Raw genomic sequence first — 26,309 nt, 5'->3', positions numbered from 1 at the left:
CCTCTCCCTGTGGGAGAGGGTTAGGGTGAGGGGATCCAAAACCCCTCACAGCACTCCAGCCACGCCTGGGCGCTGTGCGACAAATACACCCCTTCGCGCCAGATCATCCCCAGCTGCCAGTGTAGGTTGCTCTCCAGCGGGATCCAGCGCAGCGTATTTTTATCCAGACGCTCGCAAATCGGTTGTGGCAGGATGGCAATCCCCACGCCTGCCTGCACCATCGCGGCCAGGAAATCCCACTGACCACTGCGAACCGCAATGCGCGGCTTCACGTTGTGTTGATTAAATAACGTCATCAACTGGCGGCTGAGCGCAAAGTCTTCGTTGTAAATCAGCAGCGGATGTTCGCCGAGAAGCTCGGGTTTCACCGAGTCTCTCTTCAGCCAGTCGCCGGAGCGGGGAACCAGTACGCACAGTGGATGGCTGAAGAGTGGCAGTGTCGCCAGGCCACTCTCTTCCTCAACGGGGAGGGCGGTCATCGCCACGTCCAGCTCGCCGTTGATAACCGCCTGCTGGACGGTTAACCCGCCAAACTCTGAAATCTTTAGCTCTACGCCGGGATAGCGCTGACGAAAAAGGCTAATCGGCCCGGCCATCATCATCCCTACCATCGGCGGAATGCCGAGACGAAGCACACCTTTCGTCATATGATTGATATCGTCCAGCTCCGCTTCCAGCTGGCGGAACTCCGCCAGGATTGCCAGCCCACGCTCAAAGACGACGCGCCCGGTATCGGTCAGTAACAGCTTGCGCCCGTCGCGGATCAGCAAAGTGCAGTTCAGTTCATCTTCGAGGTTTTTCAGCATCTTGCTGATTGTGGGTTGGGTAACAAACAACTTCTCCGCTGCGCGGGTAAAACTTTGCTGACGAACCACTTCGACAAAATAGCGCAGCGTTCTTATGTCCATGATTATTCCTCGAAACTATACCTTTGATGATTTTAATTCATTTCTGTCCATACCGTGCGCTCACTATACTGGCGCCTCGTCTCATTTTTGAGGAAACCCCCATGGCCATGGCGTTAAGCCGTGTTACGCCTGCCGTTGTGCAACGACTCCAGGTACCGGTTCAGGTACTGCTCTACGCGGGACTGTTTGTTTTTGCCGAATATCTTGTCGGCTGGTTGCATCTGCCGTTGCCAGCCAACCTGGTGGGGATGATGCTGATGCTTACGCTCATCCTTTGTCGCGTCATTCCCCTCAATTGGGTACGGGCTGGTGCGCGCTGGCTGCTGGCGGAGATGCTGCTGTTCTTTGTCCCTGCCGTGGTGGCGGTGGTGAACTATGCGCAACTGCTGATGGTGGATGGCTGGCGCATCTTTGCGGTCATCGCGCTGAGTACGCTGATGGTGCTGGGGGCGACCGCCTGGGTGGTGGATAAAGTGTATCGCTTTGAAATCAGCAGGCACAAACATGACTAACTTTCAGATAAGCGTCTTGTGCCTGATTGCGACGCTGGTGATCTACTTTGCTAACAAGCGGCTGTATCGCCGTTTTCACGCCCTGCCGCTGATGCCGCTGGTTTTCACGCCGATCCTGCTGGTGTTGATGCTGGTCTTCGGTCATATCTCCTGGCAGAACTACATTGGCGAATCCCACTGGCTACTGTGGCTGCTGGGGCCGGCGACTATCGCCTTTGCCGTCCCGGTGTATGACAACCTGGCGATTATCAAACGCCACTGGATGTCACTCAGTGCAGGCGTGATCACCGCCACGGTGGTGGCGGTCTGTAGCTCGGTCTGGCTGGCGCGGCTGTTTACGCTGCCCGATGAAATTCAGCGCAGCCTGGCGGTACGTTCGGTGACGACACCATTTGCGCTGGCCGCGGCCAAACCGCTTGGCGGACAGCCGGATCTGGTGGCGCTGTTTGTTGTTGTCACTGGCGTCTTCGGCATGGCGGTGGGCGATATGCTGTTTCTGCGGCTGTCTATTCGGGAAGGGATGGCGAAAGGCGCGGGCTTTGGCGCGGCGTCGCACGGTGCGGGCACGGCACGTTCCTATGAGTTGGGTCAGCAGGAGGGCGTGGTGGCGAGCCTGGTGATGATGCTCTCAGGTGTGGTTATGGTACTGATTGCGCCGCTGGTGGCGTGGGTGATGTTTTAAATTCCCCGGCCAGAGTGACCGGGGAGGAAAGGCTTAGTGCGCGCGACCCTGCTCAACGCCAAGACCGGTTTGCGAACGAATAAACTGGGCGCGGAATTTCTCGCGTTCCAGGTTACCCTCCGGCGAATTGTCGGTGGCCGAGAAGAACCAGATACCGATAAACGCCACGGCAATAGAGAACAGCGCCGGGTATTCATACGGGAAGATAGCTTTCTCGTGACCGAGTATCTGCACCCAAATGGTTGGGCCCAGAATCATCAGGATCACCGCCGTCAGCAGTCCCAGCCAACCACCAATCATCGCCCCACGGGTGGTCAGTTTTGACCAGTACATGGAGAGCAGGATGATAGGGAAATTGCAGCTTGCCGCGATCGAAAAGGCCAGCCCCACCATAAAGGCGATGTTCTGCTTCTCAAAGAGAATACCCAGCAGAATAGCGACCACACCCAGCACCAGCACGGTGATCTTGGAAACCTTCAGCTCATCACGTTCGCTCGCGCCTTTACGGAAGACGTTGGCGTAGAGGTCGTGTGACACTGCAGATGCACCTGCCAGCGTTAAGCCTGCAACCACCGCAAGAATGGTGGCGAAGGCCACGGCGGAGATAAAGCCGAGGAACAGATTACCGCCCACCGCGTCGGCCAGATGCACCGCCGCCATGTTGTTACCACCAATCAGCGCACCTGCCGCATCTTTAAACACCGGGTTTGCCCCCACCAGCATGATGGCACCAAAGCCGATGATAAAGGTCAGGATATAGAAGTAACCCATGAAACCGGTGGCGTAGAAAACGCTCTTACGTGCTTCGCGTGCATCGCTCACGGTGAAGAAACGCATCAGGATGTGCGGCAACCCTGCAGTACCGAACATCAGACCCAGACCGAGCGAAAGGGCTGAAATCGGGTCTTTCACCAGACCGCCCGGGCTCATGATGGCTTCACCTTTCGGGTGGACCGCCATCGCTTCGGTAAACAGGTTATTGAAGCTGAACCCAACGTGTTTCATCACCATGAAGGCCATAAAGCTGGCGCCGAACAGCAGCAGTACGGCTTTGATGATCTGCACCCAGGTCGTTGCCAGCATGCCGCCGAACAGGACGTACATCACCATCAGGACGCCAACCAGCACCACTGCGACGTGGTAGTTCAGGCCGAACAGGAGTTCGATCAACTTACCCGCGCCGACCATCTGCGCAATCAGGTACAGCGCAACCACCACCAGCGAGCCACAGGCTGAGAGGGTGCGAATCGGCCCCTGTTTCAGGCGATAAGATGCAACGTCTGCAAAGGTGTAGCGTCCCAGGTTACGCAGGCGTTCAGCGATCAGGAACAGAATGATTGGCCAGCCGACCAGGAAGCCGAGCGAGTAGATCAGGCCGTCATAGCCGGAGGTATACACCAGCGCGGAGATCCCGAGGAACGAGGCCGCAGACATAAAGTCGCCGGCAATTGCCAGCCCATTCTGGAAACCGGTAATGTTGCCGCCCGCTGTGTAGTAATCGTTACGGGAGCGCACGCGTTTCGACGCCCAGTACGTGATGTACAGCGTCAGCAGGACGAAAATCAGGAACATCACAATCGCCTGCCAGTTGGTTGGCTGGCGCTGTACCTCACCGGTAATGGCATCCGCCGCGTGGGCGGCAATGGGAAGTGTGGCGGCTAGCGCCGTCAGGACTCGCTTCATGATGCTTTTACCTCTTGCAGTACCGCTTTATTAAGACGATCGAATTCACCGTTCGCGCGCCAGACGTACACGCCTGTCAGCACAAATGAAATCACAATCACGCCAATGCCAATGGGGATCCCGCGCGTGACGCTGGTCCCCTCGTGTAGCGGGGTGCCGAGCCAGTGTGGGGCAAAGGCGATAAGCAGAATAAAGCCGACGTAGATAATCAGCATGATGATGGAAAGGAAGAAGGCAAACCGTTGCCGTTTATCGACGAGCTCCCTGTAGTGCGCACTATTCTCTATCTGCTGACAAATATCGTTATTCATCACAGAGTCTCCAGAAGTATTGGTAGGGGAGGTTTTATTGTTCCCTCTCCCTTGCGGGAGAGGGTTAGGGTGAGGGGGTTACGAAGGCATTGCGATGGCCTGCTTCTCTTCGAGCAGTTTGTCCACCACGCCAGGATCCGCGAGCGTTGAGGTATCACCGAGATTGCTGGTGTCCCCGGCCGCGATTTTGCGCAGAATACGGCGCATAATTTTGCCTGAACGGGTTTTCGGCAGCGAGTCGGTCCAGTGCAGAACATCCGGTGTGGCAAGCGGGCCAATCTCTTTACGTACCCAGTTGCGCACTTCGGCATACAGCTCTGGCGACGGCTCTTCACCGTGGTTCAGGGTGACATAGGCGTAAATCGCCTGGCCTTTGATGTTATGCGGGATACCTACCACGGCGGCTTCAGCAATCTTCGGATGAGACACCAGTGCAGATTCAATCTCGGCGGTGCCCAGACGGTGGCCGGAGACGTTCAGCACATCGTCCACGCGCCCGGTTATCCAGTAGTAACCATCTTCATCGCGACGCGCGCCATCGCCACTGAAATACATGTTTTTAAAGGTGGAGAAATAGGTCTGCTCGAAGCGTTCGTGATCGCCGAATAACGTGCGCGCCTGACCTGGCCAGGAGTCAGTGATCACCAGGTTGCCTTCGGTTGCCCCTTCAAGCGGATGACCTTCGTTATCCACCAGTGCAGGCTGTACACCGAAGAATGGGTTCGTTGCAGAACCCGCTTTCAGTTGGGTCGCACCCGGCATTGGGGTGATCATAAAGCCGCCGGTCTCGGTCTGCCACCAGGTGTCCATCACCGGGCATTTCTCGTTACCGATCTTCTTCCAGTACCACTCCCAGGCTTCCGGGTTGATAGGCTCACCCACAGAACCAAGAATACGCAGGGAAGAGCGGTCAGTACCTTCGATGGCTTTATCGCCTTCTGCCATCAGCGCACGGATCGCCGTTGGCGCAGTATAGAGAATGTTGACCTTGTGTTTGTCGACCACCTGACACATACGCGCTGGCGTCGGCCAGTTTGGTACACCTTCAAACATCAGCGTAGTGGCACCGCAGGCCAGTGGGCCGTACAACAGGTAGCTGTGTCCGGTGACCCAACCCACATCAGCAGTACACCAGTAAATGTCACCCGGGTGATAGTCGAAGACGTATTTGAAAGTGGTGGCCGCATAGACCAGATAGCCGCCAGTGGTGTGCAGCACACCTTTCGGCTTGCCGGTCGAACCGGAGGTGTAAAGGATGAACAGCGGATCTTCCGCATTCATCTCTTGCGGCTGATGCTGGTCGCTCGCTTTTTCAATCAAATCGCTCCACCACAGGTCGCGACCTTCTTTCCAGTCGATCTTACCGCCGGTACGCTTGAGCACCACAACGTTGCTGACGCTTTTCACGTTCGGGTTTTTCAACGCTTCGTCGACGTTTTTCTTCAGCGGAATACTGCGACCAGCGCGCACGCCTTCATCGGCGGTGATCACCAGTTTAGAATTTGAATCGACAATACGACCGGCAACCGCTTCTGGCGAGAAGCCGCCGAAGATGACGGAGTGGATCGCACCGATGCGCGCGCATGCCAGCATGGCAACCGCCGCTTCGGGTACCATCGGCATATAAATAGCCACGACATCGCCTTTTTTAATGCCCTTTTCCAGCAGGACGTTGGCGAAACGGCACACGTCGCGGTGCAGTTCTTTGTACGTAATGTGTTTGCTCTGTGAGGCATCATCGCCTTCCCAGATGATTGCCGTCTCGTTCCCGCGCTCGGCAAGGTGACGGTCAAGGCAGTTCGCCGCCAGGTTCAGCGTGCCATCTTCATACCATTTTATGGAGACGTTGCCTGGCGCAAAGGAGGTGTTTTTCACCTTCTGATAAGGTTTGATCCAGTCAAGGATATGACCCTGTTCACCCCAGAAGATGTCCGGGCTGTTGATAGATTGCTGATATTTCTCGTGGTACTGCTCCGGGGTGATCAGGCAACGGTCCGCAATGTTTGCGGGAATGTCATGTTTGTGTATTTGGCTCATGGCTTTTTTTCTCCTTGTAAGATGTTAATAATATGTCGCAAAAACGTTAATTGTAGGGGCTTTACAAGCTTTGTTTATTATTTGGGCGGCAGATCACGCATTGTTTGAATAGTATGAAAAATGAGCGAATGAAACTTTGAAGAAAAATAATTTAGCGAGCCGATTATTCACAAATTAACATAAAAAAGCGTTTTTATAACAAAAGGTTATTTATCGGGATTGTCACAAACTCGCGTCATAGCAACTTTTTGTAGTGAAACGCATCGTTCTTTAAGGCTTGCGCAACATACCGTGCAAATGATACTCATACGCCGCGTTAAAAAATCCCATAAACCAACGCAACACAATTCATACCCTTTCAGTATGGCTCCATATTCATGCAGTTTGAGTGATCAGGGAGCTTCATTGAGGAAGTCAGTTTCTATGAAAAACGTTAAAGTCAGCCTGGCCTGGCAAATTTTGCTAGCCCTTGTGCTGGGCATCTTGCTGGGCAGTTACCTCCATTATCACAGTGACAGTCGCGAATGGCTGATTGCGAACCTGCTCTCGCCAGCAGGTGATATCTTTATTCATCTGATCAAGATGATTGTGGTACCGATTGTGATTTCGACGCTGGTGGTCGGTATTGCGGGCGTCGGCGATGCGAAACAGTTAGGCCGTATCGGGGCGAAAACCATTATCTATTTCGAAGTGATCACGACGATTGCCATTATCCTGGGCATTACGATGGCGAATGTGTTCCAGCCAGGCTCCGGGATTGATATGTCGCAACTCGCGACGGTGGATATTTCGAAATACCAAAGCACAACTGCTGATGTGCAGAGCCATGCGCATGGCCTGATGGGCACAATCCTGTCGCTGGTTCCGACCAACATCGTGGCGTCTATGGCGAAGGGTGAGATGCTGCCTATCATCTTCTTCTCGGTGCTGTTTGGTCTGGGTCTCTCTTCCCTGCCTGCGACACACCGTGAACCATTGGTGACGGTGTTCCGCTCAATCTCTGAAACCATGTTCAAAGTGACTCACATGGTGATGCGCTATGCGCCGGTTGGGGTGTTTGCACTTATTGCTGTGACCGTAGCGAATTTCGGTTTCGCCTCCCTGTGGCCGCTGGCGAAGCTGGTGATTCTGGTGCACTTCGCCATCCTGTTCTTTGCGCTGGTGGTGCTGGGCATCGTGGCGCGTCTGTGCGGGCTGAGCATCTGGATCCTGATTCGTATCCTGAAAGATGAGCTGATTCTGGCCTACTCCACGGCAAGCTCTGAGAGCGTGCTGCCGCGTATTATTGAGAAGATGGAAGCCTACGGCGCACCGGCGTCGATCACCAGCTTCGTGGTGCCAACCGGCTACTCCTTTAACCTGGATGGCTCTACGCTGTATCAGAGTATTGCGGCGATCTTCATCGCTCAGCTGTACGGGATTGACCTGTCGCTGTGGCAGGAAATCGTGCTGGTGCTGACCCTGATGGTGACTTCAAAAGGTATCGCAGGCGTACCGGGCGTTTCGTTCGTGGTGCTGCTGGCAACGCTGGGTAGCGTCGGGATCCCGCTGGAAGGCCTGGCATTCATCGCCGGTGTTGACCGTATCCTCGACATGGCGCGTACGGCGCTGAATGTGGTGGGTAATGCGCTGGCGGTGCTGGTGATTGCCAAGTGGGAACACAAATTCGACCGTAAAAAAGCGCTGGCGTATGAACGCGAGGTGCTGGGTCGTTTTGATAAGACGGCTGACCAATAATGTAAAAAGCCGGGTGGCCTGCGCCACCCGGCAATGTTTACTCCCCGCTCAACGCGTCAAACTCTTCGCATCCCGTATCAAACCCTTCAGTACAACTCAGGTTCAACCAGTACAGCGCTTTCTGTTTATTGGGGATGATAAAGCCTTTCTCACCCTGTCTGAACAACATTCCAGCCCAGTACTCGGCGTAGCCCGTACGTGAAAGTGCTGAACTGCGTTTAAACCATGATGCCGCCTGAACATCGTCCTGAGCCACTTCTACACCGTTGGCATAAATCAAACCCAGCAGCAGTTGCGCATCTACCGCCGAGTCATTGTCGATATCTTCGGTTGCCGTTTGCAGCAGTTTGATGGCCTGTGGATAGTCGGTTTTGCCTGCCTGGGTATTGACCAGCACGCGTGCCAGCATGATCGCACCCCGTTTACTGCCCGCAATGTTCGCCTGCTGCGCCAGCGCTTTAGCCTGCGCGTAATCGCCCTGCGTAAACTGGATTTGTGACAGCAGCGCCATCGCATCAACGTCGCCCCCTTTTGCCGCTTTCTCTGCCCACAGCGCCGCCTGTTTGCTGTCGCCAGAGCTGAAGTACGTATCGGCAAGATAATACTGGGCGCGGGCATCACCCGCTTCAGCTTGCTTTTTATACTGGCTGCCAATCTCATCGGCACGGGCAAGCGACGTAAAAACTAACAACAACAGGAAAATGTGTTTCATGGATTCTTATCATCTTGGTACATGCCGCGCAGTATAATCGCGGTGACAGAAGAAAAAAATGGGTGCATTAAGACCTCAGCATCCGACAAGCCGGGCGGAACCGTCGCTCCGCCCGAAGAGGTTAGCCTGCGTTGCAGGCTAATTTCGCCGCCACCTCCTGATGTTCACTCTTTATTGTGAGTTCGCATAACTTACCGCGATTAATAAAGGTAAATATCACTATCGTCAGGCAAATAATAAAGACAATGCCTAACGCAGTTTTTAATGGCGTCATGCCTTTTACTCCTTGTGAAAACTAGAATAAGAGGCTACTCTCAACCTGTTGGGGGTTGAGGGGTAGCCTCGGGTTGTACTGACCCCAAAAAGTTGGACAGTTAAACACGAGGCACATAGGTCTGGGTTCGATATTCAATTGGACTCAGACCTTTTAATTTCAGGCTAATTCTTCTGCTGTTGTAGTAGTCAATATATTCCGTAACAGCATCCTTCAGTTCGCTTATATTACTGAACTCGTCAAGATAAAAACACTCCGACTTTAAGGTTCCAAAGAAACATTCCACGACTGCATTATCCAGACAATTGCCTTTTCTGGACATGCTCTGTGTAATGCCTTGTTCTTTAAGGATGTTTTGATACCTTCTCATACGATACTGCCATCCCTGGTCAGAGTGCAGAATAGGATGCTCGTGAGGCTTAAGCTTTTTGAATGCCTGATCGAGCATATTCTCGACCATGTTCATCACAGGTCTTTCCGACAGGCTGTAAGAAATAACTTCGTTGTTGAAGAGATCTATTACTGGAGACAAATACAGCTTTCGCCCATTGACTGCAAATTCAGTAACGTCGGTAACCCACTTCTCGTTTGGCCGTGTAGCCTTGAAATCCCTTTGGAGAACATTGGGGGCGGTTTGCCCTACCTCTCCTCTGTAGGAGCTGTATCGCTTGACCTTAATCGCTGCCTTAAGCGAGAGGGTTCCCATCAGGCGCTGAACGGCTTTATGGTTAATCCGTTCCCCGTCTCGATGGAGAGACAACGTTACCCTACGGTATCCGTAACGACCTTTATTCTCGTGATAAATCTCACCAATACGCTTTTTAACATCCGCATACTTATCAGGCTTGCTGAGAGCCTTTAGATGGTAATAAAACGTACTGCGCGGTATCTCCGCTGCCTTGAGAAGCTCATCAAGAGGGTAAAACTGCCTTAGCTCGTTGAGTACTTTCACTTTTTCGCGGGATGAGCTAAGGCTTTCAGCTTTTTTAGATACGTAAGCCGCATTTCAAGGAATCGAACTTGTCTTTCAAGATCCTCAATACGTCGGTCTTTCGACAGCTCCAATGCTAACGCCGCTTTTTCTGGATCAACTGACATTGTAATGTTTCTTTTGGTGCCGATCTTGAGTGCGCGTAAACCAGCTTCTCCGTGCTCCTCATAGACTTTCAGCCACTTGGCTACAGAACCACTACCAGCAAGCATAAAGTGAGCAGCAGCCTGATTGAGGGACATCTGCTGCTCGGTCACGGCTTTCACGACCTTAATGCGCAACTCTGGATCAGCACTAACGCCTTTAGGTTTGGGAATTAAACCTTTTTCTCCATGTTTTTCATAGAGGGCAACCCACGTCCTGACCTGTGTTCGAGGCACACCAAAACGTGCAGAGATGATCCTGTAACCATCATCAGTTGTGAAGTAGTGATTCACGACTTCAAGGCGCTTTTCGAAGGGGTATTTTGGCTTTGACATATCAGGGACTATTCCATTTCATCGTCCAACAAAATGGGTGCAGTACAGGTAAATGACGATTTCCCGGGGCTTTCCACTTTCTGTCCCTCAACAATGCTCAAGACAGAAAGTCTTAAGCACCCGCCGCACATCTTATCCCTCTGAATTAAAATGCAAAGATGTAATTCTTGTTTGCGTAAATTACATTATTTCTGCGAGCGGCTTTCCAGAATAATAATTGATATTTCGAATGCTTTAAGCGGAAATAAAAAGGGAGTGAATATCTCACTCCCTTTATTCACTGATGAATTAACAGCTTCAACCCATTGCGCTTTCGCGCAGTCGGGCTTTCAGCTTGTTATATTCGTCGATGACATACTGTTCCGCAGCGTGCTGATCCGCAATTGGCTCCACGTTGACGGCGCAGTATTTATACTCCGGCGTTTTAGTTATCGGGCTTAAGTTCTCCGTCACCAGCTCGTTACAGGCACCAATCCACCACTGGTAGGTCATATAGACCGCACCTTTGTTAGGACGGTCGCTGACCTGCGCACGAGTAATGATTCGGCCTTTACGAGAGTTCACCCACACCAGCGCTTCATCCTCAATACCGAGACGGTCAGCGTCGGCGGTGTTGATCTGCGCATAGCCTGGTTCATCCGCCAGTGCCGCCAGCGCGGCACAGTTGCCCGTCATGGAACGACAGGAGTAGTGGCCAACTTCACGCACGGTGGAAAGCACCATCGGATACTCATCGGTGAGTTTGTCGATAGGGGCGACCCAGTCACACGTGAAGAATTGTGCCAGTCCGTTCGGGGTGTCGAATTTCTCTTTGAAGAGATACGACGTGCCCTGATCAGCCTCTGACTCATCCCGGCACGGCCACTGGATATACCCCAGTTCACCCATTTTTTCGTAAGTGGCACCAAAGAAATCCGGGCACAGATGACGCAGCTCGTCCCAGATCTCCTGAGTGTTGTTGTAGTGCATTGGGTAGCCCATGCGTGTGGCGATTTCGCTGATGATCTGCCAGTCCGTTTTCAGATCCCACTTCGGCTCTACCGCTTTAAAGAAGCGCTGGAAGCCACGGTCTGCTGCCGTATAGACACCTTCATGCTCACCCCAGGACGTTGACGGTAGAATCACATCCGCCGCTGCCGCGGTTTTGGTCATAAAGATATCCTGGACAATCACCAGCTCCAGGTCCTCAAACCCTTTGCGCACCGCAGACAGCTCGGCGTCGGTCTGGAGCGGATCTTCGCCCATGATGTAGGCCGCACGCACTTCGCCGTGCGCCGCGCGGTGCGGCAGCTCGCTGATGCGATACCCGGTGTGTTCCGGCAGACTTTCCACCCCCCAGGCCTTCGCGAACTTGGCGCGGTTCTCCGGGAATTTCACGTACTGATAGCCCGGATAAGTATCCGGCAGTGCACCCATATCACACGCGCCCTGCACGTTATTCTGACCACGTACCGGGTTGACGCCAACGTGCGCCTTACCCAGATTCCCCGTCAGCATGGCGAGGCTGGTCAGAGAACGCACGGTTTCCACCCCCTGGTAGAACTGGGTCACGCCCATGCCCCACAGGATCGCGGCGGTTTTCGCCCCGGCATACATCCGTGCCGCCTGGCGGATCTCCTGCGCGCTAACGCCGGTTATCGCTTCTACCGACTCTGGCGTATAGCCTTCGACAATTTTCCGGTACTCGTCAAAGCCTTCCGTACGGGTGGCGACAAACGCCTGGTCGTACAGGTTCTCCTCAATAATGACGTGCCCCATTGCGTTCAACAGCGCGATGTTCGAACCGTTTTTCAATGCAATGTGCATATCGGCAATGCGCGCGGTTTCAATTTTGCGCGGATCGCAGACGATGATCTTCGCCCCATTCTGTTTGGCGCGAATAACATGGTTCGCGACGATAGGGTGAGAATCCGCAGGGTTATAGCCGAAAATAAACACGAGATCGGTATTATCTATCTCGTTGATCGCATTACTCATTGCGCCGTTACCGACCGACTGGTGCAGACCTGCAACCGATGGGCCGTGTCAGACGCGAGCGCAGCAGTCGACGTTATTGGTACCAATAACGGCGCGCGCGAATTTCTGCATTACATAGTTCGTTTCATTTCCCGTCCCACGTGAGGAACCGGTGGTCTGAATGGCATCAGGGCCGTATTTGGCCTTAATGGCACTCAGGCGTGAGGCGACGTAATCCAGCGCCTCATTCCAGGAGACGGCTTCCAGCTTGCCACCGCGCTCGCGGCGGATCATAGGGGTTTTCAGGCGCGGGGTGAGGATTTGAGTATCGTTAATAAAATCCCAGCCGTAGTAACCTTTCAGGCACAGCGTGCCCTGATTGGTTTTCCCCTGCGCGGCCTCCGCCCGGACGATTTTGCCGTTATCGACCACCAGGTGAATTTTGCAACCTGAGGCACAATAAGGGCAAACCGTGACGACTTTTTTCATCAGTCTGCTCCAGTTAATCGAATCTTTCGCACCCACTATGCAGCTTCTATGCCATGTTTTTTATATGGGTATACCCAGACTTTACGGCCCATTTGCAGTGAAAACCCTGACGAAAAGCAGCCAATCGTCAAAATTGACGTGTCGACAGGGCAGCGGATGTGACATGGGTTGAATTTTCGTGACTGAAAAAACTATTTGACTGGAGCCGACGGCAGAATGGTTCAGACTTAAAATAATCCCCTGACGGAAGCATGCGATGAAACCGGCGATTCTGGTGGTTGATGACGATATTGCAGTCTGCGAACTGCTTCAGGATGTGCTGAGTGAGCACGTCTTTAGTGTGCTGGTCTGCCATAACGGCCAGGATGCCCTGAACCGTGTTCATCAGGAGCCGAATATTGCCCTGGTTCTGCTGGATATGATGCTGCCGGATATCAACGGTCTGCAGGTTTTGCTGCAGCTGCAAAAGCAGCGTCCGGCGCTACCGGTGGTCATGTTAACCGGGCTGGGCAGTGAGTCAGACGTGGTGGTGGGGCTGGAGATGGGGGCCGACGATTATATTGGCAAGCCGTTTAACCCGCGTGTTGTGGTCGCCCGCGTTAAAGCCGTGCTGCGTCGAACGGGCGTGCTGGCCGCAGACGTTCCCGTGCCGAGTGTAGAGGGGATTACCTTTAACGGCTGGACGCTGGATACCGCGCGCTGTGAACTGAGCGATCCTAACCGTAACACCGTGCCCTTAACGCAGGGCGAGTACGGCTTGCTGCTGGCACTTACGCAAAATGCTCGCCGGGTACTGAGCCGTGATCAATTGCTTGAGTTGACCCACAGCGAAAGCGCCGAGGTCTTTGACCGCACTATTGATGTGTTAATCATGCGCCTGCGACGGAAAATCGAGGCCAATCCGCACCAGCCTGCACTCATTAAAACCATCCGTGGACTGGGCTACGTTTTTGCCACCGACGTCTCTCACAGCGAAAAAGCGGCCTAGGTATTCTCTTTAATAAACAGCTGCAACTCGGCCAGCGTTTTCGCGCCGTCAATCGCATTGGCGGCCAGCAGGCTTGCCCGCGCGCAGGCGTGTGCCAGATAAATACTGTCCGTTAGCGACAACGATTCATGGCAGCCGTATAAAAAGCCCGCACAAAAGGCATCTCCCGCGCCAACGCTGCCGATGATCTGTTCCTGTTCCAGCAACCATGACGGGATCCAGCGGCCTTGCTCACCCGGCGCTTCACCCCATGCGCCTTCCGGGCAGTGGATCACCACGCGCTGACGAACGCCAGATGCCAGCAGTTGAGAAGCGGCCTGGGCAATATGGGTAATGTGCAGTGCATCATGCTCGTCACGCATCTCCAGCCCGCTAAACTCTCCGGCTTCCAGCTCGTTAATCACCAGATAATCGAGATGGCGAAGGGCAGGGAGCACCAGTGGCTGGTAGCGCGGGTCGCCCTTGCGGGACACCAGATCGAGCGACGTTTCATACCCCTGCTCGCGCATTTGCGCCAGCAGCCGCGCGCTACGGGTGCCAAACTCGTCATCGGGCATATCCAGGCTGTCGAGCAACAGCAAATAACCGAGATGGAAGATCTTCATCGATCCGTCTAAACGATCGAAGGCGGGAAGATCCAGCAGACGGTTTGCCCCTGGCGAGTGGAAAAAGGTGCGCTGTCCGCTGGGATCGGTCATGACCTGCGACATGGAGGTCGGTGCAAAGGTGGTGCGCTGTACGCGCTGACGGTTGACGTGGTACTGGTCGAGCATTGCCAGAATGTAGTCCCCGTCGCTATCTTCACCAATCAGTCCCACGGCCTGCAGCGGCAGGCCAACGTGCATTTTCGCCAGCGTCAGAAGGACGTTGAGCGGCGCGCCGCCGGTGGAACGTTCGCTGTGGGTAATTTCTGCCAGCCAGCCGCGTTCTGGCCACTGCACGATCTGGTGGACGTGATCCACCAGCATATTGCCCGCAGCGATAATCCCTTTGCGTTCCATTATGCCTGCCCCGCGCTGCCAAAGATGCGCATCTGTTCTGCGACCGTATCGGAAATCGCCTCTTCTATACCCAGCAACAGTTCGGCAAACTCGTCATAAAGTGGCTGGCGTTTTGCCATACGCTGCTCAACGGCGGACAGAGCCGCTTGCGACATCCCGGTGTAGAAATTGATTTTATGAATGCCCAGTTCGATGGCGCGACGAAAATCGGCATCGCTAATCCCGGAGCCTCCGTGCAGCACCAGCGGCAGACCCGTCTGCTGGCGAATCGCATCCAGGCGTGGGAAGTCGAGTTTCGGCTCGCCTTTGTATTTGCCGTGCGCATTACCAATGGCGACGGCCAGGGCATCAATACCCGTCAGATCGACAAATTCACGTGCCAGTTGCGGATCAGTATAAAAGGCTTCATCCGCATGCCCATACAACGCGCCGCCTTCGTCACCGCCAACCGCGCCCAACTCAGCCTCCACCGACACACCCACCGCGTGGCACATCTTCACGACTTCCCGCGTCTGGCGAATGTTTTCCTCGTAACTCAACGTGGAACCATCGAACATCACCGAACTGAACCCTAAACGCAGGGCGCGCACCACTGCCTCGAAGTGCAGACCGTGGTCGAGGTTGAGGACCACGGGAATATCGTGGCGAGCGGCCTCGAACTTAACCGCTTCGACAAGCGAATCCAGCGACACATACTTAAAATGCACTTCGGCGATGTTGATGATAAACGGCGATCGTTCCTGCCTGGCGGCGGCAAATAACGCACGCAGGAAATGGGAGTCGAGTACGTTAAACGCACCCAGTGCGTAGCGGTGCTCTCTGGCGTGCTCAAGACCGTTGGCAAGAGAAATCAATGGCATCATTCACTCCTTAAATCCGAAACAGGCTGTACTCGTTGCACAACACCAGTACCGCCGGTTCGTCTTCTTCAATACTGTTGTAGCGCGCGATGGGCTGCAGAAAATGGTTATCGTGTTCGTCATCGTTCACGGATGACACTTCGCCCACCAGAACGTCGCCAAACCCGCGTTCGCCCCAGAAACTGTGGTACAGGCCGGGCGTGAGACAGATGCTTTCCCCTGGTGTGAGGCGCAACTGGCTACCGGGCGCGTGGGTCTGTCGACAGCCGTCGACGCTGACCGTCACATCGGTATTTTCGGTCTCTTCATGCCCTCCGGCATTCCACAACTCTATGATCAGATTTCCGCCGCCCCGGTTGATGATGTCTTCCCGCTTGCGCCAGTGGAAATGCATCGGCGTGACCTGGCCGTCTCGCACGTGCATGATTTTTTCTGCGTAGCATTTTTCATACGGTACCCCGTTGGGGGAGCCATTGCGCAGAGTAAACAGCGTCAGGCCCTGGGCGGCAAAATTGTTGCCACCGAATGCCGTCACGTCCCAGCCGAGCCTGAGGTCGAACACTTCCTGCCATGCGGCCTGGTCAAGCTGCTGCCATTTTGTTGGCGGAAAGCTGGCAAAAGGGGGGAGGTGCACATCGTGCATGGAGAAAAACTGCCGCGTGTGGCCGAGGATTTCGTTGATGTCGGAGCGTTTCATGGGGACTCCTTGAAAACAGTCCCCTCTCCCGGTGGGAGAGGGGAAAGGGTTACTTAACCGTCCATCCCTTATAGGTTCCGACATTCTTTTTATCGATCATCGTCACCGGGATCAGCACAGGCGCTTTCGGTGCAGGCTTGCCCTGTAATATGTCATAGCCGATCTCCACCGCTTTTGCCGCCATCACCTGCGGATCTTGCGCTGGGGTCGCCACAAACAGGGAGTTTTCCCGCTTCAGCGCTTCTTCACCGTCCGGGCTACCATCCACGCCAACGATAAAGAACTCGCTGCGTTGTGCCTGTTTGGCTGCCAGATCGGCACCGATCGCGGTGGGATCGTTAATCGCGAACACGCCGTCGATCTTCGGATTGGCGGCCAGTAAGGAGGTCATCACTTCCAGCCCACCCTCACGGCTGCCTTTGGCGTTCTGGTTATCTGAGAGCACCTTGATATCCGGATGTTTTTTGAATTCTGTCTGACAACCTTCCACGCGGTTCTGTACCGCTGACACCGGTGGCCCGTTGATGATCACCACATTGCCTTTACCTTTCAGGCGGTCGGTTATGTACTTACAGGCCATTTCGCCTGCCTGGGTGTTATCGGAGGTGATGGTGGCATCTGCCCCTTCCGCTGCCACGTCAACCGCGACCACCACGATCCCGGCGTCCTTCGCGCGTTTTACCGCCGGGCCGATACCTTTGGAGTCCGCCGCGTTAAGGATGATCATGTCCACTTTAGCGGCAATAAAGTTGTCGATCTGCGCCACCTGCTGACCCAGATCGTAACCGCTGGAGACCAGCGTGACTTTAACGTTATCCCCCGCCAGTTTGCGCGCTTCCAGCTCGGCACCTTTGGTGATCTGCACGAAGAACGGGTTAGCCAGGTCACCCACCGTCACACCGATGGACTTCAAATCTTTCGCCTGCGCAAACGGCGTTGCGGCAAGCAGTGCGCCAGCACAGAGCGCGGTCACTAACGGTTTCAAACGCATCTTTTCTTCCTCGCTTGTAGGGTATTGTTGTTATGCACTTTGATGGTGTCGGGTACGGTATTTGTCGATCAGCACCGCAATGATGATCACCGCCCCTTTGATCACCAGTTGCCAGAAGTAGGAGACGCCCATTAGCGTCATGCCGTTGTTGAGGGTGGCGATGATCAGCGCACCTACCAGCGTGCCGGTGATCGTGCCGATCCCGCCGACAAAGCTGGTACCACCGAGGATCACTGCTGCGATTGCATCCAGCTCGTAACCCATGCCCAGATTGCCGTTGGCGCTGTAAAGTCGCGATGCGCTCATGATCCCGCCGAGGCCAGAGAGCAGACCGCTCATGCCGTATACAAACAGCAGCACCATCCAGACTTTAATACCGGTCAGTCGTGCCGCCTGCATGTTGCCGCCGACCGCATAGATGTGAACCCCAAGCGTGGTGCGGCGCAGGATAAACCAGCACACCGCAATCACTGCCAGGGCGATCACCACCAGCCAGGGAATGGGGCCGAGATAGTTATTACCGATCCACTCAAAATTGATGTTTGAGTTAATGACCGTTGTGCCGTCGGCCAGAAGATAGGCCGCGCCGCGCAGCGCGGTATAGGTCCCGAGCGTGACGATAAAGGGCGGCAACCCGGCAAAGGCCACCAGCGCACCGTTGAACAGGCCCAGCACCATGCCGAGCATCAGCGCGGCCGGAATGGAGAGCATCGCAAATTCAGGGATAAGCGAGACCACCATCGCCGCTACCGCCGTGGTACCCAGAATCGAGCCTACGGAGAGGTCAATACCGCCGGTTAAGATGATGAATGTCATCCCTGCCGCCAGCACGATGTTGATTGAGGCCTGACGGGTAATGTTGAGCAGATTGCTCTCGGTGAAGAAGTTAGGGGCGATAAAACCAAATACCGCCACAATCAGGATTAAAATCGGCAAAATACCGACCGTTTGCATCAGATCGCTCATCAGCATTTTTTTGGCGGAGGCGGATTTCGCCACCTGCTGCGGATGGGTAGGAGTTGTCATGATTGCACCGCCTGATGATGAGTGTCGTTCACGCCGGTTGCCAGCGTCATAATGTTTTCCTGAGAGATGTCATGCCCGTGGAGTTCACCCGCAATGCTGCCTTCACGCATGACGTACACCCGGTCACTCATGCCCACCACTTCCGGCAGTTCGCTGGAGATCATCAAAATCGCCACGCCCTTGCGCGCCATCTGGTTCATGATGCGGTAGATCTCGCTTTTCGCGCCGACGTCCACGCCGCGTGTTGGTTCGTCCAGAATCAGAATGCGCGGGCCGATTGCTACCCAGCGGGAGATCAGCAGTTTTTGCTGGTTACCGCCTGATAGCCCACCTGCGCGCACCTGAGAATGGGGCACGCGGATGTTAAGCAGGGCGATGGCGTCATCGGAAATGGACTGTGCTTTTTTGCGGTTAAGCATGCCGAAGGTTGCGTCGCGCTCCAGCGTGGCCATGGTGATGTTCTCCTGCGCCGCCAGCTCCAGGAACAACCCCTGTTCCTTGCGGTTTTCAGTGAGAAAACCGATCCCGTTTTCAATTGCCGCACGCGGGGAGTGGATCACTACCGGCTCGCCATCAACTTCAATCATGCCGCCTGTGGCTTTGCGCGCGCCGAAGATCAGTTGCGCCAGCTCGGAGCGGCCAGCCCCCACCAGGCCTGCCAGACCGACAATCTCCCCTGAACGTACCTGCAGGCTGCAAGGCTGTACTTTTTTACCGTCGGTGAGGTGGTGAACGTTGAGACGCGGGCTGCCGAGTGGAATATCCCGTTCTTTGTTAAACAGATCGCTTAAGGGGCGACCGACCATCATCTTCACCAGCTCAGAGGCGTTCAGTTTGTCGCGGGTCAGGCTGCCGACGTACTGCCCGTCACGCAGAACGCTGACGCGGTCTGAAAGTTCGTACACTTCCGCCATCCGATGGCTGATATAGATGATGGCCATTCCTTCATCGCGCAGGCGCAAAATCAGCTCAAACAGGCGATGGGTTTCTCGTGAGGAGAGGGCCGCGGTGGGTTCATCCATCACCAGAATGCGGCTGTTGCGGTGCAGTGCGCGGGCTATTTCCACCTGCTGCTGCTCGGCAATGGTCAGCTTCATCACCAGGTCGGTGGCGTTAAAATGTGCGCCAAGGCGCTCAATCACTGCCTGCGCCTGGGCAGCCATCTCTTTACGCTGTACTAGCCCGCCCCGAGACAGCTCGCTGCCGAGGAAGATGTTTTCGGCAACGCTCAGATTGGGCGCCAGCTGCATCTCCTGATAAATCAGGGTAATGCCTGCGGCCAGCGCATCTTTTGGCCCCTTGATGTGAAACGGCTGACCGTCGATCAGGATCTCACCGCTGGTGGCGGTATAGGCTCCCGCGAGGATCTTCATCAGCGTGCTTTTTCCCGCGCCGTTTTCACCCATCAGCGCGTGGATCTCACCGGGGAAGACCGTCAAATCCACACCCTTGAGCGCGTGGAAATTGCCAAACGTCTTGGCAATGTGACGCATCTCTAATACCGGGGTTCTGCTCATGGCGGATCTCCTGTGAATGTCGATATCTGCACTTCATCACAGGTGCGTAAATGCAAAATGTCAGAAGCCGTTCATATTTGTCATAGTTATGAATAGCTAATGTCGATCACAGTTACGGAGCTAACATGTCATCACACCGCCCCCCGTTTTTTGCCAGCGCCCGTGGTCGCCTGCTGATTTTCAATCTGCTGGTGGTCGCCGTGACGCTCATGGTCAGCGGTGTGGCGGTGCTCGGCTTCCGTCACGCCAGCCAGATCCAGGAGCAGGTTCAACAGCAAACGCTGGATGACATGACCGGCAGTATGAATCTCGCACGGGATACCGCCAGCGTGGCAACGGCGGCGGTTAGGCTTTCGCAAGTCGTAGGGGCGCTGGAATATAAAGGCGAAGCTGACCGGTTGAAGCAGACGCAAATGGCACTGCGTCACTCGCTGGAACAGCTTGCTGATGCGCCACTGGCGCAGCAGGAGCCGGCGCTGGTGGCGCGAATTATTCAGAGAAGCAATGAATTACAGCAGAGCGTGACGGAGATGCTTGAACGCGGGCAGCGACGCCATCTGGAACGTAATGCGCTGCTGAGCTCGCTGTATCAGAGTCAGAGCTACTTACGGCATTTGCAGGATATCAATCGTCGTTACGACAGCAATGTCCCGGATGCACAGCAGCTAATGGAGATGGACAGGCTGATTATCGCCGCTATCGACACCCCCTCGCCGCGCGCCACGGTGCAGCAGCTGGATGCGGTGACGGCAACGCTGCCACGGAGTGCGGCGCAGCCGGTGGTGAATGGTGTCCTGCCCGATTTTAACGACGAACTGCGTAAGCTCGCGCCGCTGTCGAAGCAACTGGAAGAAAGCGATCTGGCGATAAGCTGGTATATGTTCCACATCAAGGCGCTGGTAGCGATCCTCAACAGTGATATTAATCAGTACGTCGAACAGGTGGCGCAAGCTTCCCGGCTTCGCACGGCCCAGAGCCATCACGAATTGCAATCTATCAGCGTATTTATCAGCATTTTCGCCGTGCTGGCGCTGATCATCACCGGATGCGCCTGCTGGTATATCTATCGCAATCTGGCCTCAAACCTGACGGCCATTTCCCGGGCGATGTCGCGTCTCGCCCATGGCGAACAGGATGTTTCTGTCCCTGCGCTGCAACGGCGTGATGAGCTGGGTGAGCTGGCGCGTGCGTTTAACGTTTTTGCCCGCAACACCGCCTCACTTGAGCACACCACGCGTCTGCTGAAAGAGAAAACCACGCAGATGGAGATCGACCGCATTGAGCGTCAGGGGCTGGAAGAGGCACTGCTGCACAGCCAGAAGATGAAAGCCGTTGGACAACTGACGGGTGGGCTGGCGCATGATTTTAATAACCTGCTGGCGGTGATCATCGGCAGTCTTGAGCTTACCGATCCGGAATCAAAAGATGCGCCGCGTATCACCCGGGCACTGAAGGCTGCCGAACGCGGTGCACTCCTCACTCAGCGCCTGCTGGCGTTTTCCCGTAAGCAATCCCTGACGCCGCACGCGGTCGAGATGAAACCGCTGCTGGAAAACCTCAGGGAACTCATGCTCCACTCCTTGCCTGCGACCCTGACGCTGGAGATTGAAGCGCAATCCCCCGCCTGGCCCGCATGGATAGACGTCAGCCAGCTGGAGAACGCCATCATCAATCTGGTGATGAATGCCCGAGATGCGATGGAAGGGCAAAGCGGGGTGATTAAGATCCGTACCTGGAATCAGCGCGTCACCCGTAGCGACGGGCGCAGGCAGGATATGGTGGCGCTGGAGGTGATTGACCGCGGCAGCGGTATGTCGCAGGAGGTGAAATCCAGGGTCTTTGAACCGTTCTTCACCACCAAGCAGACCGGAAGCGGGAGTGGGTTAGGTCTGTCGATGGTCTACGGCTTTGTCCGCCAGTCAGGTGGTCGCGTGGAGATTGAAAGCGCGCCGGGGCAGGGGACGACCGTTCGGCTTCACCTCCCGCGCTCGATGCTGCCCGTTATGTCTGAGGATGAAGTGCTCTCTGCCACCGCCGCCAGTGATAGCGAGCGGCTGGTGCTGGTGCTGGAAGATGAGGCGGATGTTCGTCAGACCCTGTGCGAGCAGCTGCACCAGCTTGGCTATCTGACGCTGGAGGCGGAGAACGGTGAGCAGGCGTTGAGAATGCTGGAAGTTTCACCAGATATTGGCATGCTTATCAGCGACTTAATGCTGCCAGGCAACCTGAGCGGTGCCGAAGTGATCGGCCATGTGCGCAGCCACTTCCCTCAGTTGCCGGTGTTGCTGATTAGCGGCCAGGATTTACGTCCGGCGCACAATCCACAGCTGCCGGACGTGGCGTTACTGCGCAAGCCATTTACGCGGGTGCAGCTGGCGCAGGCGCTGCGGAAGGTGATGGCAATTTGAGATTCCTCCGCTACCTCTCTCGTTTGCCGTTTATTACTGTAAAGCCAGCCCACCTGCGAGACTGGCCTTATGAAACGTTACTCAACTGCTCTGTTATTTGGTCTGCTGTCACTCACCAGCCAACTGGCTCACGCCGATATTGTTGATGATGCCATTGGCAATATTCAGCAGGCGATCAATGACGCCTATAACCCCAGCAGTAGCCGAAGCAGCGATGACGACGAACGTTATGACCGCAGCCGTCAGATCGACAGTCGACAGTACGACGACCGTCGTCGGCAGCTTGAAGACAGACGCCGCCGTTTAGACGAGCGTCAGCGTCAGTTGGATGACGATCGCCGTCGGTTAGAAGAGGATGAGCGCAGGTTAGAAGACGATTACGACCGAGGGTAAGTGCGGCCTGTTGCCCTCACCCTCTCCACGGGAGAAAGTGAAAAACTAATCCAGCGCCAACACCATGCCGTCATACCCCGCTTCAAACCCTTCCGGAAGCGGATTATTCATCATCCACACGTCAAACTGATGGCTGATGTGCGTCAGGATCACTTGCGGGCAGCCAATCGTCTCGTTTAATGCAATTACGGTATTTAAGTCGCAATGGTTTCGCGGCGTTTCATCGCGCGGTTCGTGGCTGCAGTCGATAATCATCGCCTGCGGCCGGTTGTTAAGCAGGAACTTCACCGTTTTTTCCGACAATCCGGCGGTATCCGATAGCCAGGCCACGCGGCTGTGTGCCGATTCCAGCAAATACCCGAAGGTCAGTTTCGAGTGGTTGAGCGGCAACGGTGTGACCCGCAGCCCTTGTAGCTCAAACATCACAAACGGTTCCACTGTATGGCTGAAGTCCAGGAGCCCCGGGTGCCTGAACAGGTCGTCACAGCCCACGTCGTCCGGCGGACCATAGACAGGAATGGTCGCCCCCACTCCCCAGCGCAGCGGGAATAACCCCTGAACGTGATCCATATGGTAATGGGTGAGCAAAAACTGCTGGAAGCTGCCTGCCGGCCAGTCGTCCATCAGGTGCGGAATACCGGCATCCAGCAAGGTTATGGCTTCATTGAATTTGACCACCGCGCTGCACGGACGACGGCGATAGCTATCCTGCAAACGCGCCCGGCGACACGCCGCGCAGTCGCAGCCAAATACCGGAACCAGCTGGGCACCGCCGGTGCCGGTTAACGTGATCGTCAGACTCATCGCATACCTCTACAGCGGTTTGGTGAATCGAAAATGACTCTGTGTGTAACCTTCACGGACATAAAAACGGTGGGCATCCACGCGTTTTACGCTGGTGGAAAGCTCGGTTAACTCCGCTCCCGCCTGACGTGCGACGTCTTCTGCCCAGGCCAGGAGTTGGCTCCCCACTTTGTGACCACGCGCCTGCGGCATCACCACCAGCTCCTGGATTTCGCCAATCCAGCGTGCGTGATGCAGGTGAAACTGCATATGTAGGCCAATCATGCCGACGATCTGCCCGTCCAGCTCGGCAAGCTGATAACGCATATTGTGGTCTTGCAGATTAGCAAGATAACCGGTGTGAAAGGCCATATGATCGAACTCAGCCTGTTTTAGCTCGCAGATAAGAGCGTAAACCATCGCCGCATCGTCGGCGGTGGCGGGGCGAAGCTGGCAGTCAGGCATGCTGTTTCTCCTTCTGACGGATCAGCGATAAAAAGGTATCGACAGACTGTAGCAAACTTCCGTCATTATTGAGGATATGACATTCCGACGGGGTATAACGCGCCGCGCGCTCAAGCCGCTGGTCTATCTCACGGGCTGATTCGCGCCCCCGGCTCTGCAACCGGCTGCGCAGGACATCGGGTGAAACCTGCAGACAGACCGGCAGCAGGGCGGCTTCATATCGGGCGCGCGCTTGTTGAAGGTGTGCACGCGAACCGTTGACCAGCACGTCGAAACCCGCGTGTAGCCACAGGTCTATCTCGATACCAACCCCGTAGTAATAACCGTTAGCGTGCCAGCTGAGCGCCAGCAGGTTTTGCCCAGCGCGGGTGAAAAACTCCTGCTCACTCAGGGCAATATGATTTTCACTTCCGGCATTCGCCGCGCGGGTAATATAGCGGTGTGCGACCAGCAGTTGCGGGTGTTCCCGCTGCCTTAACGCGGACAGCAGGCTGTCCTTACCGGAGCCGGACGGCCCCATTAGCCAGATTAGTCTTCCCATCAGAATACCCGTTTTCCCTGACGCCAGACGTGGTCGATATGGATATGCTCACCTTTACGGTGGGCCAGTACCAGATCCGCCCGTTTACCTTCGGCAATCTCTCCACGATCCTGAAGATTCAGCGCCGATGCCGGGTTTTTCGTCACCAGACGAATGGCCTGCGGCAGCGTGAATCTGTTGCCCTCGTCGTCCGCCACCCGGAATGCCGCATCCAGCAGGCTGGCGGGGTAGTAATCGGAGGAGAGGATATCGAGTAGATCAAGTGAGGCGAGCTTGCTTGCCGCCACGTTGCCGGAATGCGAGCCGCCGCGCACAATGTTCGGCGCGCCCATTAGCACGTTCATGCCGTGCTTACGGGAGGCTTCAGCTGCTTCAAATGTGGTGGGAAATTCGGCGATCACGCTACCAAGCTGATGAGATTCGAGTACATGTTCATGGGTGGCGTCATCATGGCTGGCCAGCGCGATGTTGCGGTCCCGGCACATCGCAGCAATGGAGAGGCGATTCGGCTGCGACCACTGTGCTGCCAGCGCCAGCTGCTCATCTTCGTAGCGGGCCATCTCAGCATCGGTGAGAGAGTACTTGCCCTGGTAGTATTCGCGATATTTCTCAATATTGGCGAACTGGCGCTGCCCTGGGGAGTGGTCCATCAGTGACACCAGCGAGACCGGCTCACGACCGACCAGCTTTTCAAACAGCGGCAGGGTGGTGTGATGCGGCAGTTCGCAGCGTAGATGCAGGCGGTGCTCGGCGCGGTTGAGACCACGTTTTTGCGTCTCTTCCACGGCGTTAATCATCTTCTCCAGATTTTCCAGACGATCGCCCCCGTCGCGCACGTCACCAATCGCTACCGCATCCAGTACGGTGGTGATGCCGCTGGCGACCATCAGCGCGTCGTGGCTGCTCATCGCCGAATGGGCGGGCCAGTCCACTTTCGGGCGCGGGGTGAAGAACTTATCCAGATTATCGGTATGCAGCTCGATCAGCCCCGGCAGCAGCCAGCCGCCTTCGCCGTCCATGGCTTCTGGGGAGCGACTCAGGGTTTCGGCGAACGCGCGGATCACCCCGTCCTGGATCTCAATGGAGCCGCCAACCACTTCATTTTCCAGCACCAGCTTGACGTTATTGATAATCATGCGTGGGTCCCCATTGGATGCAGTCTGTCTGCCACGCGCGAACGCACGGTTTCGTCGTGGAAGATCCCGACGATCGCCGCGCCGCGCGCTTTAGCCTGTTCGATCAGCTCCACCACCGCCGCGCTGTTTTTGCTGTCGAGCGAGGCGGTGGGTTCATCGAGCAGTAAAATCGGGTAATCGACGATAAACCCGCGCGCAATGTTCACGCGCTGTTGCTCGCCGCCGGAAAAGGTCGATGGCGCAAGGTGCCACAAGCGCTCAGGGACGTTCAGGCGCGTCAGCAGGCTGGCGGCTTTGGCGGCGCAAGTTTCGCGCGGCACACCGAGATCCAGCAGCGGCTGCATCACCACGTCCAGGGCGGAGATCCGCGGGATCACCCGCAGAAACTGGCTCACCCAGCCGATCGTTGAGCGGCGGACTTCCAGCACTTTCCGTGCGGGTGCCTGAACCAGATCGACCCACTCATCGCCGTGGCGGATGTGAATATGGCCTTCGTCCGGCAGATAGTTGGCATACAGGGAGCGCAGCAGGGTGGATTTTCCGCTGCCGGAATGGCCGTGCAGGACCACACATTCGCCCTTGCTGACCTCAAGTGAAGCATTTTGCAGCACCGGCAGGCGTACGCCGTTTTGCTGGTGGAGTACAAAGGTTTTACTGACATTTTCAACGTGAATCATTTTAGCCTCGCGATTCGTCTTGCCGGGTGGCGGCTACGCCTTACCCGGCCTACAA

The 26,309-nt window shown here is 55.6% G+C and carries 25 protein-coding genes; 6 read left to right on the top strand and 19 right to left on the bottom strand.

What is annotated here, in order from left to right:
• Positions 1-20: 20 nt before the first annotated feature.
• Entirely contained in the window at positions 21-908 is an 888-nt protein-coding gene (locus tag AC0XWG_RS05305; protein ID WP_128348321.1) for a LysR family transcriptional regulator, read from the bottom strand.
• Positions 909-1,009: 101 nt separating this feature from the next.
• Here AC0XWG_RS05305 and AC0XWG_RS05300 point away from each other — a divergent pair, with 101 nt between their 5' ends.
• Both AC0XWG_RS05300 and AC0XWG_RS05295 read left to right on the top strand, forming a co-directional pair.
• Positions 1,010-1,420 (top strand): CidA/LrgA family protein, encoded by a 411-nt coding sequence (locus AC0XWG_RS05300; RefSeq protein ID WP_128348320.1) that lies wholly within the window; start codon positions 1,010-1,012, stop codon positions 1,418-1,420.
• A complete protein-coding gene (locus AC0XWG_RS05295; RefSeq protein WP_014830302.1) occupies positions 1,413-2,102 on the top strand; it encodes an LrgB family protein in 690 nt (229 codons plus the stop codon). The genes AC0XWG_RS05300 and AC0XWG_RS05295 overlap by 8 nt, the downstream gene beginning before the upstream one ends.
• A 33-nt stretch (positions 2,103-2,135) precedes the next feature.
• On the opposite strand, the gene actP is transcribed toward AC0XWG_RS05295, so the two are convergent.
• The 3 genes from actP to acs all read right to left on the bottom strand — a co-directional run bounded on the left by actP (position 2,136) and on the right by acs (position 6,133).
• Complete coding sequence (actP, locus tag AC0XWG_RS05290; RefSeq protein ID WP_028017919.1) at positions 2,136-3,785, bottom strand: cation/acetate symporter ActP; 1,650 nt, start codon at positions 3,783-3,785, stop codon at positions 2,136-2,138.
• Positions 3,782-4,096, bottom strand: a complete 315-nt coding sequence (locus AC0XWG_RS05285; protein WP_128348319.1) for a DUF485 domain-containing protein — start codon at positions 4,094-4,096, stop codon at positions 3,782-3,784. The genes actP and AC0XWG_RS05285 overlap by 4 nt, the downstream gene beginning before the upstream one ends.
• 78 nt (positions 4,097-4,174) lie before the next feature.
• Positions 4,175-6,133: an acetate--CoA ligase gene (gene acs, locus AC0XWG_RS05280; RefSeq protein ID WP_028017917.1), complete on the bottom strand. Its 1,959-nt coding sequence runs from the start codon at positions 6,131-6,133 to the stop codon at positions 4,175-4,177.
• 423 nt (positions 6,134-6,556) lie between these two features.
• On the opposite strand from acs, the gene gltP reads away from it, so the two are divergent.
• On the top strand, positions 6,557-7,870 hold the full coding sequence (gltP, locus tag AC0XWG_RS05275; RefSeq protein ID WP_014830305.1) for a glutamate/aspartate:proton symporter GltP: 1,314 nt from the start codon (positions 6,557-6,559) through the stop codon (positions 7,868-7,870).
• 37 nt (positions 7,871-7,907) lie between these two features.
• Here the strand turns inward: gltP and AC0XWG_RS05270 are convergent, their stop codons facing one another.
• The 4 genes from AC0XWG_RS05270 to fdhF form a co-directional block, all read right to left on the bottom strand.
• Entirely contained in the window at positions 7,908-8,582 is a 675-nt protein-coding gene (locus AC0XWG_RS05270) for a tetratricopeptide repeat protein (RefSeq protein WP_028017916.1), read from the bottom strand.
• A gap of 121 nt (positions 8,583-8,703) precedes the next feature.
• The gene (locus AC0XWG_RS05265) at positions 8,704-8,856 is read right to left on the bottom strand and encodes a Hok/Gef family protein (protein ID WP_028017915.1); all 153 of its coding nucleotides are present in this window, start codon (positions 8,854-8,856) and stop codon (positions 8,704-8,706) included.
• Positions 8,857-8,956: 100 nt separating this feature from the next.
• A protein-coding gene (locus AC0XWG_RS05260) for an IS3-like element ISKpn8 family transposase (RefSeq protein WP_085949440.1) occupies positions 8,957-10,326 on the bottom strand; the annotation gives its coding sequence in 2 pieces (ribosomal slippage) (positions 8,957-9,846 and positions 9,846-10,326; 1,371 coding nt in all).
• A 297-nt stretch (positions 10,327-10,623) separates the two neighbouring features.
• Positions 10,624-12,771: a formate dehydrogenase subunit alpha gene (gene fdhF, locus AC0XWG_RS05255; RefSeq protein ID WP_080351377.1), complete on the bottom strand. Its 2,148-nt coding sequence runs from the start codon at positions 12,769-12,771 to the stop codon at positions 10,624-10,626.
• Between the two features lie 256 nt (positions 12,772-13,027).
• Here fdhF and AC0XWG_RS05250 point away from each other — a divergent pair, with 256 nt between their 5' ends.
• Complete coding sequence (locus AC0XWG_RS05250; protein WP_028017912.1) at positions 13,028-13,759, top strand: response regulator; 732 nt, start codon at positions 13,028-13,030, stop codon at positions 13,757-13,759.
• On the opposite strand, the gene AC0XWG_RS05245 is transcribed toward AC0XWG_RS05250, so the two are convergent.
• Genes AC0XWG_RS05245 through AC0XWG_RS05220 form a run of 6 tightly spaced genes read right to left on the bottom strand, consistent with a single transcriptional unit; the run spans position 13,756 to position 19,851 of the window.
• Entirely contained in the window at positions 13,756-14,760 is a 1,005-nt protein-coding gene (locus AC0XWG_RS05245) for a carbohydrate kinase family protein (RefSeq protein ID WP_028017911.1), read from the bottom strand. The genes AC0XWG_RS05250 and AC0XWG_RS05245 overlap by 4 nt on opposite strands.
• A complete protein-coding gene (locus AC0XWG_RS05240; protein ID WP_128348316.1) occupies positions 14,760-15,620 on the bottom strand; it encodes a ketose 1,6-bisphosphate aldolase in 861 nt (286 codons plus the stop codon). Before AC0XWG_RS05240 ends, AC0XWG_RS05245 begins: the two co-directional genes overlap by 1 nt.
• Before the next feature lie 10 nt (positions 15,621-15,630).
• The gene (locus tag AC0XWG_RS05235; RefSeq protein WP_108089419.1) at positions 15,631-16,317 is read right to left on the bottom strand and encodes a D-lyxose/D-mannose isomerase; all 687 of its coding nucleotides are present in this window, start codon (positions 16,315-16,317) and stop codon (positions 15,631-15,633) included.
• A 49-nt stretch (positions 16,318-16,366) separates the two neighbouring features.
• A complete protein-coding gene (locus tag AC0XWG_RS05230; protein WP_049007723.1) occupies positions 16,367-17,308 on the bottom strand; it encodes an ABC transporter substrate-binding protein in 942 nt (313 codons plus the stop codon).
• A 30-nt stretch (positions 17,309-17,338) separates the two neighbouring features.
• Positions 17,339-18,334, bottom strand: a complete 996-nt coding sequence (locus AC0XWG_RS05225) for an ABC transporter permease subunit (protein WP_049007722.1) — start codon at positions 18,332-18,334, stop codon at positions 17,339-17,341.
• Entirely contained in the window at positions 18,331-19,851 is a 1,521-nt protein-coding gene (locus AC0XWG_RS05220; protein ID WP_475680437.1) for a sugar ABC transporter ATP-binding protein, read from the bottom strand. Before AC0XWG_RS05220 ends, AC0XWG_RS05225 begins: the two co-directional genes overlap by 4 nt.
• Positions 19,852-19,976: 125 nt before the next feature.
• Between AC0XWG_RS05220 and AC0XWG_RS05215 the strand changes: the two genes are divergently transcribed.
• Entirely contained in the window at positions 19,977-22,259 is a 2,283-nt protein-coding gene (locus AC0XWG_RS05215) for a hybrid sensor histidine kinase/response regulator (RefSeq protein WP_128348314.1), read from the top strand.
• Between the two features lie 69 nt (positions 22,260-22,328).
• A complete protein-coding gene (gene yjdP, locus AC0XWG_RS05210) occupies positions 22,329-22,652 on the top strand; it encodes a DDRRRQL repeat protein YjdP (protein WP_028017904.1) in 324 nt (107 codons plus the stop codon).
• Between the two features lie 45 nt (positions 22,653-22,697).
• Here yjdP and phnP read toward each other — a convergent pair whose 3' ends face one another.
• The 5 genes from phnP to phnL are packed head-to-tail and all read right to left on the bottom strand — an operon-like array spanning position 22,698 to position 26,254.
• Positions 22,698-23,456, bottom strand: coding sequence for a phosphonate metabolism protein PhnP (gene phnP, locus AC0XWG_RS05205; RefSeq protein ID WP_049007718.1), 759 nt, complete (start codon positions 23,454-23,456; stop codon positions 22,698-22,700).
• Between the two features lie 9 nt (positions 23,457-23,465).
• Positions 23,466-23,900: an aminoalkylphosphonate N-acetyltransferase gene (gene phnO, locus AC0XWG_RS05200; protein ID WP_049007717.1), complete on the bottom strand. Its 435-nt coding sequence runs from the start codon at positions 23,898-23,900 to the stop codon at positions 23,466-23,468.
• The gene (gene phnN, locus AC0XWG_RS05195) at positions 23,893-24,444 is read right to left on the bottom strand and encodes a ribose 1,5-bisphosphokinase (RefSeq protein WP_028017901.1); all 552 of its coding nucleotides are present in this window, start codon (positions 24,442-24,444) and stop codon (positions 23,893-23,895) included. The genes phnO and phnN overlap by 8 nt, the downstream gene beginning before the upstream one ends.
• Positions 24,441-25,577, bottom strand: a complete 1,137-nt coding sequence (gene phnM, locus AC0XWG_RS05190; RefSeq protein ID WP_028017900.1) for an alpha-D-ribose 1-methylphosphonate 5-triphosphate diphosphatase — start codon at positions 25,575-25,577, stop codon at positions 24,441-24,443. The genes phnN and phnM overlap by 4 nt, the downstream gene beginning before the upstream one ends.
• Entirely contained in the window at positions 25,574-26,254 is a 681-nt protein-coding gene (gene phnL, locus AC0XWG_RS05185) for a phosphonate C-P lyase system protein PhnL (protein ID WP_049007715.1), read from the bottom strand. Before phnL ends, phnM begins: the two co-directional genes overlap by 4 nt.
• Positions 26,255-26,309 lie beyond the last annotated feature (55 nt).

Source organism: Enterobacter sp. DVT3837, assembly GCF_056238685.1.
The sequence above is the reverse complement of the archived record's forward strand: the minus strand, read 5'-3'. Positions and strand labels throughout refer to the sequence as shown.